The sequence below is a fragment of the Aliarcobacter faecis genome, from assembly GCF_013201705.1.
Lineage (GTDB): Bacteria > Campylobacterota > Campylobacteria > Campylobacterales > Arcobacteraceae > Aliarcobacter > Aliarcobacter faecis.
Genome location: NZ_CP053837.1, coordinates 827,812 through 843,987, shown reverse-complemented (window position 1 = coordinate 843,987; position 16,176 = coordinate 827,812). Strand labels below are relative to the sequence as shown.

The following is a 16,176-nucleotide window of genomic DNA, read 5'->3' as shown; positions in this document are numbered from 1 at the left end:
TCTTATTTATATTATTTAAAATTATACAATAGATAAAAAATATTAGCTAAAAATTTACTTTACTAACTTATTATTAAAATTATCATATAATCTATACTTTAATTTTAAAGGTAATTTAATGAGTGATACAATAAAAATATTTAATGCAAAAGAGAATAATTTAAAAAATATAAATTTAGAAATCCCTAAAAACAAGTTAATTGTTTTTACAGGACTTAGTGGTAGTGGAAAATCAACATTAGCTTTTGATACACTATATGCAGAAGGTCAAAGAAGATATATTGAGTCTTTATCTTCTTATGCTAGACAATTTTTAGATAAGGTTGGAAAGCCTGATGTTGAAAGAATTGAAGGTTTAACTCCTGCAATCGCAATAGACCAAAAAACAACTTCAAAAAATCCTCGTTCAACAGTAGGAACTATTACTGAAGTTTATGACTACTTTAGGTTACTTTTTGCAAGAGTTGGAAAGCAACATTGTCATCAATGCCATAAACCAATATCTCAAATGAGTGCTTCAGATATTATTAATCAGGTTTTATCTTTACCAAATGAATCTAAACTTGTAATTTTATCTCCCTTAATTAATCGTAAAAAAGGTAGTTTTGCAGATCTTCTAGAGAGCCTTAGAGCAAAAGGTTATGTAAGAGCTATAATTGATGGTGTTATGGTAAGACTTGATGAAGATATAGAATTATCCAAAACACAAATGCATACAATAAAAGTGGTAATAGACAGAGTTACAGTAAATGAAGCAAATAAAGATAGAATTGCTCAAGATGTTGAAAAAGGTCTAAAAGAGAGCTTTGGAGAACTTGAAATAGAAATAGCAAATTACGAAGAATTAGGAGTAGAAAAACTTATACACTATTCGGAACATATGGCTTGTTTTGATTGTAAAATATCTTTTGAGCCATTAGAACCTCTTAGCTTCTCTTTTAATTCACCAAAAGGTGCTTGTAGCTCTTGTGATGGACTTGGTATTAGATATGCTCTTGATATGAAAAAGATTATAAATGAAGATTTGGATATTGAAAATGGGGCTATAAAGATTATATATGGGTTTAATAAAGGTTACTATTTTAAAATGCTTATGGCATTTTGTGAAAGTGCAGGAATTAGTGTAAAAGTACCTTTTAATGAATTAGAAGATCATCATAAAAAAGCAATACTTCATGGAAGTATTGATGAGTTCTCATTTTTTTGGAAAAAACACAAACTTACAAGAAAATGGGAAGGAATAGTAAAATTAGCCTATGATATGATAAAAGATGAAAAAGAGATGGCTGAATATATGACAGAAAAGAGATGTGATTCTTGTAATGGTAATAGATTAAAACCATCTAGCCAAGCTGTATTTGTAGCACAAAAAACAATTCCTGATATTTTAAATATCCCTATTGAAGAGGCTCATAAATTTTTCCAAGATGAAAATAATTTCTCTTACTTAAGTGAACAAAATAAGATGATTGCAGCTCCAATTTTAAAAGAGATTAAAGAGAGAATTTTCTTCTTATATGATGTTGGTTTAGGATATATAACTCTAGGAAGAGATGCAAGAACTATAAGTGGTGGAGAAGCCCAAAGAATAAGAGTCGCTTCTCAAATTGGTAGTGGTTTAACAGGGGTTATGTATGTACTAGATGAGCCATCTATTGGGTTACATGAGAGAGATACAAGTAAACTAATAAAGACTTTAAGAGCATTACAAGAGAAAGGAAACAGTGTTATAGTAGTTGAACATGATAAAGAGACTATTATGGCAAGTGATTTTATAGTTGATATTGGACCAAATGCCGGTAAATTTGGGGGAGAAGTTGTATTTGCTGGAACTTTAAAAGAGATGAAAAAGGCAAAAACTTTAACTGCTTTATATATAACGGAAGCTAAAAAAATAGATTATCTACATAACAGACCACAAGAAGATTTTATTGAAATAAAAAATGTAAATATAAATAATATAAAAAATCTTGATGTAAAAATCCCACTTAGAAATCTAGTTTCAATTACAGGAGTTAGTGGAAGTGGTAAATCTTCACTTATACTTCAAACACTACTTCCTGTTGCTCAAGAGCTTTTAAATCGTGCAAGAAAAGTAAAAAAAGTAGATGGAGTAGAAATTGATGGTTTAGAAAAACTTGATAAAGTTATCTATCTTGACCAAAGCCCAATTGGTCGAACTCCAAGAAGTAATCCAGCAACATATACAGGATTAATGGATGAAATAAGAGACCTTTTTAGTAAGACAAAAGAGGCTAGTCTTAGAGGGTATAAGATTGGACGGTTCTCGTTTAATGTAAAAGGTGGAAGATGTGAAAAGTGTCAAGGAGAAGGAGAGATAAAAATCGAAATGCACTTCTTACCAGATATTATGGTTAAATGTGATGATTGTCACGGACATAGATACAATGCTCAAACTTTAGAGATTTTATATAGAGGTAAAAATATCTCTGATGTTTTAAATATGAGTGTAGATGAAGCTTTAGAATTTTTTTCAAAAGTACCAAAACTTCATGCAAAACTAAAAACTCTAAGTGAGGTAGGGCTTGGATATATAACTTTAGGACAAAATGCTGTAACTTTAAGTGGTGGAGAAGCCCAAAGAATAAAACTAAGTAAAGAGCTAAGTAAAAAAGATACTGGAAATACTCTATATATCTTAGATGAGCCTACAACAGGACTTCATTTTGCTGATGTTGATAGACTTACAAAAGTATTGCATCATCTTGTAGAGCTTGGAAACTCTGTACTTGTAATTGAACATAATCTTGATGTTATTAAAAACTCTGATTTTGTAATAGATATTGGTCCAGAAGGTGGAGATAAGGGTGGAAAAATTGTAGATATGGGAACACCTGAATTTTTAGCAAAAAATCACAAAAATTCTGGTTCATACACTGGATATTATTTAGATAAAGAGATAAATAGTAAGTAAATTTACTATTTATCTTAAAAAATAAAAATACATTTCTATTTTATAGCAGATAAAATTTTATACTCTTCCAAAGCAAAATCATCAGTCATTCCACTAATATAGTCAATTATCAGTCTAACTCTATAATAAAACTCTAAAATATTAAATTCTTCAATATTATTGATATCTAGTTTTTCAACATCATTTTTATAAGCTACTATTTGTTTTGAAGAGACTCTTTTTATCAATCTTTTTGAGATAAAGCACTCTATTTTTTCATCTTTTAAAAGTTTCGAGAAATCATCTGTTTTCAGTTCTAAAAGTGGTTTATAAATATCAAATAAAAAGTTTAAAATAGTATAAGCTTGAAGTTCCAAAGTTTGCACTTCTTTGTTTTGATAAATATATTTAATTGAAATATCTTTTAAGACTTTTAAAGCTTTATAGTATTTACTCTGTTTATCATACTCTAAAAGTGCATAGTTGAAGCTTCCTTCAAATATCTCTTTATGATTTTGTATAAACACACTTGATACATGTCTTACAAAACTTGTAACCAAACCAACTCTTAGAAATGTAAAAAACATATTAAATTGATATGGTTCTTCATCTTTTTTTGCTTTTTCATACTGTTTTTCAATAATTTCTAAAAGAAACTCTTCATTTTGTTTTTCACACTCTGTTTTAATAATATTATAAACTTCATCTAAAGACAAAATACCTTTTTCAACACTATCTTCCAAATCAGCAGTCAAATATGAGATATCATCTGCTGCTTCCATAATATAGGTTATAGGGAATCTATGCCCTACTTTTATATTTAAAGTATCTTGAATTTTTTCAACTAACTCTTTTTCACTATAATAAAATCCTGGTTTTTTCTTAAGATAATTCAAACTATCATCATCTTTTGGTTTATCTTCAAAAGCTCCTCTTGTATATTTTAAAACAGCAATTATTTGAAAGTATGAGAGGTTTAATCTTTGGAGCTTTGTGATAATTCTTATAGCTTGAGCATTTCCATCATAGTTACAAATATCTTTTGATAAAAGCTCTTTTAAATCTTCCAATTCTTTTGTTGTAACCTGGAAACTAGCTAATTTTGGTAAAACATTTATTTTTAGCCATTTGTTTATTGTCTCTTCTGCAAAATGTCCAAATGGTGGATTTCCTATATCATGAATCAAACTTGTCATCTCAGAAGTAGAAATAAAAGCATTTTCCAAGCCATCTAAACCATAAGTTTCGAGTCCCTCTTTTTTTAATTCATCTAAGATAGTTCTAGCAATATATCTTGCATTTTGCCCTACTTCAAGAGAATGAGTAAGCCTTGAACGAATAGAAGCATTAAGTTCCAAAGCAAAAACTTGAGTCCTTTTTTGTAACCTTCTAAATGCAGCTGATGAAAAAATCCTTCCTCTATCACTTTCAACTGTTATTTCAATATCTTTTGATGGATTAAGCTCTCTATCTAAAGTAAATTTTTCTTTATAATCTATCATATATGTTCCTTTAAATTTTCCTAAAATATTCAAAATCAATAATATATAAAGTTTACAATAATAGTATCTAAAAGCCAATATAGAAGCTTAATTTGGTTTAGAACTTTTATACTTCTCTGGAAATAGTGTAGAAAAGAATATAGAAATATCAAAAAGTTGGTTTAAAAAAGCTTGTGATTAGCTTGAGAATTTAAATCATTTAAAATAAAATAATATCAATTTATAATTTTAAACTTTATAAATTAACTCTAAACTACATATTCAACTCTATTTTTACCTTTTGACTTGGCACTATACAAAGTATCATCTGCCCTTGATAAAAGCTCTGTTATAGAGTCATTCTCTTTAAAACCTGTTACACCAAAACTTGCTGTTTTTTTACCAATTATTCCAAAATCAAGATTTGATATTTTATCTCTTAAATTCTGCGCTAATTTTACAGCATCTTCAACTTTTGTTTTAGGACAGATTATAATAAACTCTTCACCACCCCATCTTCCGACTACATCTGTTTGCCTTGTAAATTTTGTAAGAATAGAAGCTATTTCAATAAGTAACTTATCACCTTCAAGATGCCCATAAGTATCATTAACCAATTTAAAATCATCTAAATCTATTAAAATTATGGAAAAAGCATCTTTATATCTTAAAAAAATACTCTCATTAAAATTTAAAACTGTATCTATCTCTTTTCTATTATTTAACTTTGTTAAATGGTCTATTTTACTTAATTTAAGTAGCTCCTCTTTTGCTTCTTCTAACTCTTTTGTATAATTTAACCTATCTTGTATAGAGTAAGCTAATAGTAATAAACATATAAATACTACTATATCACTTGGATACTCTTCCCACGAAACTACTCCATAAGCTATCAAACTTGAATATAACCAATATAAAGAGATAAGAAAAAAACTAAAAGTTATTATCTTGGTTTGTCTATCTCCTTTAAAAAAAAGATAAATAATAAAAATTGTCAAAATTGGTAAAGTTATAAAATTATAAACTATATCAAAATATTCATAAGCTAAAGGCAAAGTAAGAATACCCAAAATAGAACCTAAAAATGCAACAACTAAATATATTAAATGAAACTGCCAAACTCTTTTTATAATATTAAAAGGTGATTTAAAAGCTATAGATTTATCAATAAAATAAGCAATTCCTAAAGGAAAAAAGAAAAATGAGAAAGCTAGAATATATTGATTTAGTAGTGGAAAACTAAAATATAAAGTGATAATTTTTACTGAACAAAATACATTTAAACCTTGAGATAAAAATAGTAAACCTAAAATAGATAACTCTTTACTTCTAAATTTTGATATAAATGCTAATAAAAATAAAATAGATACAAAAATCGATATTGAACCAACAATAATTTTAGGAATATCATAATTCAAAAGTCTTTCATAAATATTACCTTTTGAATCAATTAACACCTCTCCCCATAAACCTATATCTGTATAGTCTGAATATATTCTAAAATATAAATATTTACCTGCACTATTAGAATCTAAAGAAATAAGATGCCAAGGCCAACCTTCAAATTTACCTTTTCCTTTTTCATCAAAAGTTCCAAATTGATATATTTTTTTACCATCAAGATAAGTTTCAAAAATAAAATCTATACTAAAAATATATAAATTTGGGTCATCTGGTAATATATCAGGAAGTTTTACCCTATACCAAACATTTGTTTGCTCATCTCTATTTGGAGGATTACTTGGAAAGAGTATCTCTTTCCATTGGGTATTATCATCTTCCAATGCCCATAAAGGAGTATTGTTAGAAAAAGGAGAATCTCCCCATCGATACTCCCATTTTTCATTTGATAAATTTATTGTTTTTGGTTCAGAGGCAAATAAAAAGCTTATCAGAAATATAAGAAGAGTAAATAGTTTTAACATAGGTTACTTTTGGATAATTTTTATTAATTAAATTATTCTATCTAACTTATAGTTAATACAAAATTATAGTATAAATTAAAATTAAATTCCCTATTATTAATCAACTATTGCTATTTAAAGCTGCTTCTTGCATACTCAACATATAAGCTTTTACTCTCATCATATCTTCAGTTGGGTATTGATTTTCAATATTTCCCCTCTCAACTTTTACATAAAAATCCTTAGATTCTCTGTTATAACCAAAATTCAAATTAGAAATTAAAACTTCAAATTTAGCTGCTAATTTTACAGCATCTACCTTTACTTCCGAAGTTTCTTCCCCTTTTTTTGCTTTTTCAATTATAGTTTGTTGAATTTGTTCTAAATCTTTTTTATTATTAATCGATGCCGAATCTGAAGTAGATTTCACTTGTTGCATCTCTACATTTTTATTATCTTTGTATTGATCCATTCGTGGAATGATTCCTATTTCCATATCTGACCTCCCTTAGAATTTTACTATCCTTATTATACCCAAATAAAATAATTTTTGTATTCATCTTTTTTTTGATATAATCGAAATTATTTTCAATTTAGAGGTCAAAAAATGAATAAATTTGATTATGAGAGCTTAAAACTTTTTTACATAGGAAAACAAAAAGTAGAGGGGCAAACTATCCCTTTAGTTTATCAAAATAAAGATTTACTAACTCATGCAGCAATTATAGGGATGACAGGAAGTGGTAAAACAGGACTTGGAATAACTCTACTTGAAGAAGCAGCAATAGATAATATTCCTTCAATAATAATCGACCCAAAAGGTGATATGACAAACCTACTTCTTACTTTTCCAAATTTAGAAACTAGTGATTTTGAACCTTGGATTGAAGAGCAAGAAGCTATTAATAGCGGAAAAACGATTCAAGAGTTTGCACAAAGCCGTGCAGAACTTTGGAAAAAAGGATTAGAACAAGACTTTCAAGAAGTTTCAAGAATAGAAAAATTAAAAAATTCTGCTGATTTTACAATCTATACTCCAGGAAGTGATGCAGGAGTTCAAATATCAATTCTTAGCTCTTTTAAAGCCCCTAGTAAAGAAGTTTTAGAAGACAATGAACTTTTAGTCTCTCTCATAAACTCAACTGTAAGTTCAATTTTAGCACTAATTGAAGAGAAAGCTGACTCAAACTCAAAAGAGTCCATTTTACTATCTTCGATATTTTTAAATCTATTTAAAGAACAAAAAGATTTAACTCTTGAAGAGTTAATAAATTTAATAGTAACTCCACCATTTTCAAAAATTGGAGTTTTTGATTTGGAGACATTTTTCTCTCAAAGTGATAGATTAAAATTAGCATTAAAACTAAATGGTATAATAGCAAATCCAGCATTTTCAACTTGGATAGAGGGAGAGACTTTAGAAATCTCAAAACTACTTTATGATGAAAATGGGAAAGCAAAAGTAAGTATTTTTTCAATTGCTCATTTAAATGATAATCAAAGAATGTTTTTTGTAACTATTTTACTAAATCAAATGGTAGCTTGGATGAGAAGACAAGAGGGAACAACATCATTAAAAGCCCTACTTTATATGGATGAAATTTTTGGATATTTTCCACCATCTTCAAACCCACCATCTAAACAACCAATGCTAACACTTTTGAAACAAGCAAGAAGTTTTGGAATAGGAATAGTTCTTTCAACTCAAAATCCAGTTGATATTGACTACAAAGGTTTAGCAAATATTGGAACTTGGTTTTTAGGAAGGCTTCAAACAAAACAAGATATTGATAGAGTAATAGATGGCTTAAGTAGTGCTAGTGAGGGTATAAATAAAGCTCAAATTAGTAATCTTTTATCAAATTTAGAGAAAAGAAACTTTATTTTAAATAATATAAATAATGATGGAATAAAAGTTTTTGAGACAAGATGGGCATTATCATATCTAAAAGGTCCTATTCCAAAAGAAGGAATAAAAAGATTGATGAGTGAAAAAAAATCTGCTAAAAATCTACAAAAATCAGTTTCTACTCAAGATAATACAAATATTAATATAACAAAAAGTATTTCAAAACCAATTTTAACAAGTAATATAAATGAACTTTATATCTACAATTCACAAAATAGCAACTACTATTTGCAACCTTATCTTTTATGCTCAGGTTCAATTAGATTTGTAAATACAAGTAAAGCTATTGATGTTGAAGAGAGTATAAAATATAAGTTTTATCTTGATGAAAATATGAAAGAGATAAATTTTGATGAAAAAGAGGAACTACTACTTGAAACAAAATTTGAAATAAAAGAGAAAGCTAATTCAAACTACTATGAAGTTCCTAACTTTATTAAAAATGAGAAAGATTTAAAACAAATAGAGAAAGATTTTACAGACTATTTATATAGAAATTCAAAACTCTCTTTATATAAAATTGACTCTTTAAAACTATCATCAAAACAAGATGAAACTCTACAAGATTTTAGAATTAGAGTTCAAGATAGATTAAATGAAAAAGTTGATTTAGAACTAGAAAAAATAAAAGCAAAATATCAAAAAGAGAATGATTCTTTAGATTTAAAACTATCAAAACTATATGAAAGACTAGACAAAGAGAAAAGAGAAGCAAATGCTTCAACTACTGATACTATTTTAAATATAGGAACTTCTATTTTAGGTGCATTTTTTGGAAAAGGAACAGTATCTTCAAATTTAGGTAAAGTAGCAAGTGGAGCAAAAGGTGCAAATAAAATCTTAAAAGAGAGAGGTGATGTAAAAGTAGTAGAAAATGAGATAGCTTTTTTAATAGAGCAAAAAAATTCACTTCAAACTACTTTGGAAAACGAAGTTTCAAAAATAAAAGAGCAAAATAGTATCTCAAATCTTCAAATTGAAGAGATTTTTATCAATCCAAAAAGATCTGATATTTTTAATGTAAAACTAGAACTTCTTTGGCAAGAGCAATGATTTAGAAACTGAGACTAAAGTCTCAGTGTAACAAATATTCATAATCTTAAACTATCTTAAGAATGAGTTTAAACTCTTTTTTGTAAAAGAAAACTGATTTATAAAGTAAATATTATTCGCCATATAAATCATTTATTTAATAAAATATATAATATTTCTAATAAAAAGTAAAAATATCTCAACTTTAATATCTTTATAAATTATCTTATACTAATATTTTTAGTTATTTAATTTTCTAATTTGAATCATTAAATCATAATCCAAACTAAGAGTAACATATGCAAAATCTAAATTTTCTAAAAGATCAAATAAAAGATATCAAAGATACGATAATGAATAATCAAAAAGAGATTCAAGAGATAAAAGGAAGGTTAAAACTTTTAAACTATAAAAGTAATGATTTATATGGGAATACAGATGGGAATTATTCAATCTATAATTTAGAAGGGAAAAGTGGAGTAAATAAAGTATATGAATATGAGATAACCTTTATAAGTAATGAAAGAATAGAAGTAGAAGATATAGTAGATACAGATGTAGAGATAGTTTTAGAGGATTTAGTAAATTTAAAATCTTGTAAAACAATCTTTGGAAAGATTTATAAAGCTAGTGAAGATAGTATAGTATCAAATAAATATATGTATAAAATAGAAGTGGTACATCCAATATACTATTTGGGATTAAATAATAAATATGAGATATATCATAGTCTAAGTGCAACAGATATTATAAATAAAATAGTAACAAGATATAGAGCCTTATTAAATATTTCATTAGAGATAAGAGTAGATAATATAAAATATCCAATAAAAGATTATACAACCCAATATAATCAAAGTGATTTAGAGTTTATCTTAATGCTTTGTGAAGAAGAGGGATACTCTTTAATATTTAAAGAAGATGATAATAGTAGCTTTAAAATAGTATTGTGTGAATTAAATGATTATGTAGAGAAAATAGATAGTAAGATATTGTGTACATATAATCATAAAATAGAGTTTAAAGCAAGTAAACATATAGAAGATTACTATGATAAGAATAATCCAAGCCAAGAGTATAAAATAGAGAAAACAAAGGTAGTAACTAGTAGTAAGATAAAAGATAATGCAAGTAGTAAACAATTAAGAAATGATATAGAAAAAGAGAGCTTTAGAGATAAACTAAACTTGTTAAATGAAAGCTTGTATGAAGATTTAAATAGATACACAAATATAGATACAAATAAAGAGTATAGTCAATCAAATATAATAGAAGCAGTTTCAAATGAATTAATAGTAAAAGATAGTTTAAATGCCTTAATAGTAAGTGAAAAAGAGAATAAAGAAGAAGATGTAATAATAATAGAAGTAAACTATAAAGCATACTTTCCAAATGCCTTAGAAGAGTATTCAAAACTAAATGATATAAAAGATATAAACTCAAATATGCAATATAGTGTAGAGTTTAAAGCAATCCCAAAAGATATAATATATAAACCCAAAGTTACAATAAAAAAACCAAAGATATATGGAGTACAAACAGCAATAGTAAGCTCTCAAGATGTAAATAACTCACCAATAAACCAAAATCAAAATAGTATAGATGTAGATGAAGAAGGAAGAGTAAGAGTTCTGTTTCATTTTGAAAGAAATAAAACAACCTCTTGTTACTTAAGAGTATCAAATCTATCTAGTGGAAATAATTATGGCTCACAATTTATTCCAAGAGTAAATAGTGAAGTAATAGTAAGCTTTGTAAATGGTAACCCAGATTGCCCAATAATAATAGGAACTTTGTATAATGGTGAGAATAAAATACCTTACCCACTCCCAGCTAATAAAACAAAAAGCTATATAAGAACATATACAACTCCTCAATATGAAAATGAGGAAGGATATAATGAAATACTCTTTGAAGATAAACAAGGAAATGAAGAGTTAAATATAAAAGCTCAAAAAGATATGAATACTCTAATACTAAATGATGAGACAAAAATAGTTAAACATAATCAAAGTAATCTAATAGAGAATGATAAAAAAGAAGATGTAAATAATAACTCAAACTTAAATGTAAAATCAGACTATACAATAAATGTAAATAAAAACCTAATACAAACTGTAGAAGAAGAGAAAATAACAACTGTAAATAAAGATTATAATATCTATGCTAATAAAGATTTTAATATTTTAGTAAAAGATAATCTAAATATCTTTGTAGAAGAAAATATAACAACTACAATAAAAAATATACTACATACTTATGTAGAAAAAAATAAACAAGATAAGTTTTTGCAAAACCTATACCTAGAGATATTAGAAGATTATGGATTGGAAATAAGTAATAGTCTTCATATAACATCAAATCATGTTAAATACGAAGCAAAAGAAGAACTAGACCTAGATGCTTATAATGAAGTGGTATTAAGATGTGGAAACCATTCACTTTCAATAAATAGTAGTGGAGTACATTTTCATACTTCAAACTACAATAGTAATAGTCCTTATAGTGGGGTGGTGGCTAATGAGGTTGGAGTTGAAGGAGAAGTTATAAATTTAAGATTGAATAATGAAGAAGATGAATTTATTTCAAAATATATTAAAGATAGTGGTAAAGTAAAATTAAATGCAGATACTACATTAAAAGAAGGAAGAAATGTACAAACTACTTTATTTATATTAGACAATAATAAAAATATATTAGCAAAAGAGACTCTTTTGGCAACTGTAAAAAATACAAAAATTAGTAAAGATTTTGATATAGAATCTCTTATAAAATCACATAATATTGACTTTAAAGATATAGATAAAATTTATGGAGAAATAGAATGGTAAAAAGGGCTTATAATGGCAAAAAGTGATAGTAATAATCTTGGAGCAATAGACAATTCTTTACATATTTTAGTATTAGTTGCAGGAACAACAGACCCCATAAATGCAACTACTTCAACTAGTAGTCGAGCTATAAGTTATGGTACATCTTCGCAAGATATGGCTTTACAAAAAGATAGAAGCTATACTCAAATTCCTGTAAATTATTGGGATAAAAGATTTAAAATAGACATTGAAGCTTTTGATAAAAAATATGTAAATTTAGTTTTATTCCCTTTTCATGGATGGACAGGAGATAATAGTATAGAAAATAGAGAGATTGCTGGACAATATTTAGTAAATAGACTTTGTGGTGCAAATGGTGAAAAACCTTACTATGAAAAGACTTGGCAAAATAAAGAGATAACTTTTCATCTATTAGGACACTCTCATGGTGGAAATGTAGTAAATGAGATGACTAAACAAATAAGTCGTCTTGGTTCAAAATGGCCAGAAAAATGGAAGATAAAATCTTTGATATATCTTTCAACACCATTTTTCAAAAAGATTCATCAAGTAAAAGTTGATAAAAGCTTTTTCCATGATGAGGCAGAGGTTTTTCATATGTTTAATAAATATGATTTAACTCAAAGAATGTTGGCTGATTTTTCACTAGAATCATTAGCTGAAGCTTTAGAAAATTTAGGAACGAAAGAGCTAAAAGATGCAATAGAAAACACTGTAAAACTAGCAAATGAGATACCATTTGGTAATTTAAAAGAGTTTCATTTTGAATATGCTGGAGCTAGATTTATGAGTCATGAAAATGGTTTGGCACTATATCAAAGTACCATTAATTTTTTTAAAATGCTAGATGATAAAGGAACAAACGGATTAATAAAAATATTTGAAGAGTTAATAGTTTTATGCGATAAGTTAAATCAAGATTACACTTTTGATAATATAGAGTCAAAAATAAAAGGAAACTCTCAGACCAAACCAATAAATCAAAGAAAGATATTAAGTGATGCAAATCATCAAAGATTAACAAATATATTTAAACTACTAATATCTGATATAAATATTGTAATAAGTACTTTAACTAGAACTTTAAATAGAAAAATAGAAGGGGGTTCTTCTTCAAAATTTGATAAAGCAGATTACTTCTCAGATTTATTTAGTCTTGACTCTTTTGTAAATCATTTAATTGATTTATTAGATATAAACAGTAAATTCTTAATCTCATATAATCCAAGTTTATCTTTATGGGATAGTTTATATTTGGTATTACAAGATAATATAAAAATGTTTGATAATACATATGTAAATCCAGATATACAATTTAAAGGAACATTTTTAGAGAGTAAAATAAGCTATAAAGATGTAACAAAAGATGATTTATATAACAGTGCCTTTAATAGTAAAAATTATGATAGATTTATAAATAGAATAGAAAATATAGAAAATAGATTTGAAACAAGCCCAAGTAAAACAAACCTTTTAGATTTACTATTTACCCTTTTAGCAAATGATAAAGCAATTTATACTTTGATTAAAGAACTTGCTTCTTGGAATAAGTGGATAAATATAGGTGAAGTTGCTGTTACAGGTAAATTAGATACAAATCTAAAAAGAGTAAGAAATCTTTTTAGTAATCTTGAAAAGATTTTTGATGATAGACATTTTGATTTATTAGATAGTTCACATAAATTAAGTAAAGAACAAATACAAAATAATAGTGATGACAATCCATATAATGACACTTTACAAAGAGGAAGTTTGATGTATTTTTTAGTTGAATCTCACTCAACAAGTAGAAGATATATGCATAAAGAGTTAAAAGAATTTTTAGAGAAAGTAGGAACAAATAGATGAAAAAGATACTTTTATTGTTAAGTTTTTTATCAAGCTTTTTATTTGCACAAAGTGATTTTATGAAGATTTGTGAAAATCCCACTCTTGAACAAGCTATTGTATTAGATAGAATTATGGGGGAGAAACATAACTTAGAAAATTGTCTTAAGTTTGAAAAAGAAAATAAATTAAATAAAAATAATCAATATAAAACTAGAGGTTTTGCAAGATATAAACATGAAGAAAGTAAAAAAGTTCTTTCTGACATATCACCATTTGTAGTATTTGTTAATCTTGAAGAACTAACTATCCAAAATAATAATATCAAAGATATAAACCCCCTAAAAAATCTAAAAAACTTAAAAAAACTAGATATCACATATAATCCAATAGATAATATAGATGATTTAAGTAATTTAACAAATTTAGAAGAGTTAAGTTTAGACCAAAATAATTTAAAAGATTTAAAACCTTTGGAAAATTTAATTAATTTAAAGAATTTAAATATTTTAAGTTATAAAACTAATGAAGAATTAGATATATCAGCTATTTCAAAACTATCAAATCTAAAAAGCTTATTTTTTACAGTAGCACCTAAAGATATTTGTGTCTTAAATAATTTAACTCAATTAGAAGAATTAATAATTCAAAATAAAAAAATTACTGATATATCTTGCTTAGATAAATTGACAAATTTAAAAAGTTTAGAATTATATTCTAATTCAATAGAAAATATAGATATATTAAAAAATTATAAGAAATTAGAAACCCTAAAAATTGAAGATTCTCAAATCAAAAATATTGATGCACTAAAAGATTTAGAAAATCTTCATACTGTATATGTAAAAAGAAATCCAAAACTTGAAGATACAAGTGCAATTAGTTATAAAGATTTAGGTAACTATGAAGCATTTGATAATCCAAAACTAAACTGGTGTTCTCCAAAAACATATGAAGATATGGTAAAACATAAATCTTGTTATGAAAAAGATGGAACACTAAAACCACTTTGGAAAAGAGTATTAGGGATTTAAAAAGAGGAAGTTTGATCTATTTTTTAGTTGAATCTCACTCAACAAGTAGAAGATATATGCATAAAGAGTTAAGAGAATTTTTAGAAAAAGTAGGAACAAATAGATGAAAAAGATATTTTTATTATTACTTAATACAAAGTTATTAAGATAATAGATAAATCCTAGATTTCAAGATTTACTTATTTCTTACAATATCTCCATTTTCAGAAATTAAAATAGCTAATTTTTTTGTACTTTCAAATTGTGATAGAATAATCAATAAAATCATCATTATAGGAATAGCCAAAAACATTCCAATAGTTCCCCACATAGCGCCCCAAACAACTAAAGATAAAATTACCACAAATTGAGAAATATTTAATCTATTTCCCATTAGTTTTGGATAGATAATATTTCCTATTACGAATTGTATTATTACTAAAGCCATAAATATAGATAAAATATCTCCTAAATTATCTAACTGAATAAAAGCAAAAACAGTAGGAATTAAAACAGCAATAATAGTCCCTATTGTAGGAATAAAATTTAAGATAAAGGCAACAAAACCCCATAAAATAGAACCTTGTAATCCAAAATATTGACATATAACAAAAGTTAAAACCCCTGTTACTAAACTTACAACTGTTGTGATTAAAATATAAGTTCTAATACTTTGAGATATTGTTGATAAAATATTTTGTGCTTTATCTTTATTCTCTTTTTTTGGAAAAAGTGCATTTAATTTCAAATTAAAAAATCTCTGGTCAATCAATAAAAAAAGAATATATAAAAAAATTTGCATCATATTACTTAAAATTGAACTAAAAGCCATAAAAATTCTATTTAACAAAGTTCCAACATTAAACTCTTGAAAAAATTTGCTTAAAGGTTCTTTTAAATCTATTGAAGTTAATGTAGATATTTTATCTATAACTATATTTATTCTTGAGTCAAGTTGTGAAACAACAGAGCTTAACTCCATCATACTTGAAGTTATGAAAGTCCCTATTTTTATCATTGAGTAGATAATTATGATTAAAGATAATGGAGTTGCTATAAAATCTAGCACTTTTTTATTTATAAATGGAATTTTTTTAATCTCATTTGCAAAAGCATTTATCAAAAACCAGATAAAAAAAGCTATTGCAATAGGAGTTAAAATAGAACTTAAACTATTAAAAGTAAAAACTACCAAAAACATAAAAGCAAGAAAATAAAATGCACTAGCAAAATACATATCTTTATTTAAATTCTGCAAAACA

At 26.1% G+C, this 16,176-nt stretch carries 9 protein-coding genes; 5 read left to right on the top strand and 4 right to left on the bottom strand.

The window, feature by feature from the left end:
* Positions 1–118: 118 nt before the first annotated feature.
* On the top strand, positions 119–2,935 hold the full coding sequence (gene uvrA, locus AFAEC_RS04270) for an excinuclease ABC subunit UvrA (protein WP_026805739.1): 2,817 nt from the start codon (positions 119–121) through the stop codon (positions 2,933–2,935).
* Positions 2,936–2,970: 35 nt separating this feature from the next.
* On the opposite strand, the gene dgt is transcribed toward uvrA, so the two are convergent.
* From dgt to AFAEC_RS04255, 3 genes are all read right to left on the bottom strand, one after another.
* On the bottom strand, positions 2,971–4,416 hold the full coding sequence (gene dgt / locus AFAEC_RS04265; RefSeq protein WP_026805740.1) for a dGTPase: 1,446 nt from the start codon (positions 4,414–4,416) through the stop codon (positions 2,971–2,973).
* Between the two features lie 248 nt (positions 4,417–4,664).
* Complete coding sequence (locus AFAEC_RS04260; protein WP_026805741.1) at positions 4,665–6,320, bottom strand: GGDEF domain-containing protein; 1,656 nt, start codon at positions 6,318–6,320, stop codon at positions 4,665–4,667.
* Between the two features lie 100 nt (positions 6,321–6,420).
* Entirely contained in the window at positions 6,421–6,795 is a 375-nt protein-coding gene (locus AFAEC_RS04255; protein WP_026805742.1) for a hypothetical protein, read from the bottom strand.
* A 111-nt stretch (positions 6,796–6,906) separates the two neighbouring features.
* Here AFAEC_RS04255 and AFAEC_RS04250 point away from each other — a divergent pair, with 111 nt between their 5' ends.
* The 4 genes from AFAEC_RS04250 (at position 6,907) to AFAEC_RS04235 (ending at position 14,935) form a co-directional block, all read left to right on the top strand.
* Positions 6,907–9,261, top strand: a complete 2,355-nt coding sequence (locus tag AFAEC_RS04250) for an ATP-binding protein (RefSeq protein ID WP_026805743.1) — start codon at positions 6,907–6,909, stop codon at positions 9,259–9,261.
* A gap of 278 nt (positions 9,262–9,539) precedes the next feature.
* Positions 9,540–12,071: a type VI secretion system Vgr family protein gene (locus AFAEC_RS04245; protein ID WP_172658622.1), complete on the top strand. Its 2,532-nt coding sequence runs from the start codon at positions 9,540–9,542 to the stop codon at positions 12,069–12,071.
* A gap of 12 nt (positions 12,072–12,083) precedes the next feature.
* Positions 12,084–13,922, top strand: a complete 1,839-nt coding sequence (locus AFAEC_RS04240) for a lipase family protein (protein ID WP_026805826.1) — start codon at positions 12,084–12,086, stop codon at positions 13,920–13,922.
* Complete coding sequence (locus AFAEC_RS04235) at positions 13,919–14,935, top strand: leucine-rich repeat domain-containing protein (RefSeq protein ID WP_051487552.1); 1,017 nt, start codon at positions 13,919–13,921, stop codon at positions 14,933–14,935. Before AFAEC_RS04240 ends, AFAEC_RS04235 begins: the two co-directional genes overlap by 4 nt.
* Before the next feature lie 175 nt (positions 14,936–15,110).
* Here AFAEC_RS04235 and AFAEC_RS04230 read toward each other — a convergent pair whose 3' ends face one another.
* On the bottom strand, positions 15,111–16,172 hold the full coding sequence (locus tag AFAEC_RS04230; protein ID WP_026805827.1) for an AI-2E family transporter: 1,062 nt from the start codon (positions 16,170–16,172) through the stop codon (positions 15,111–15,113).
* Between the last annotated feature and the right edge of the window lie 4 nt (positions 16,173–16,176).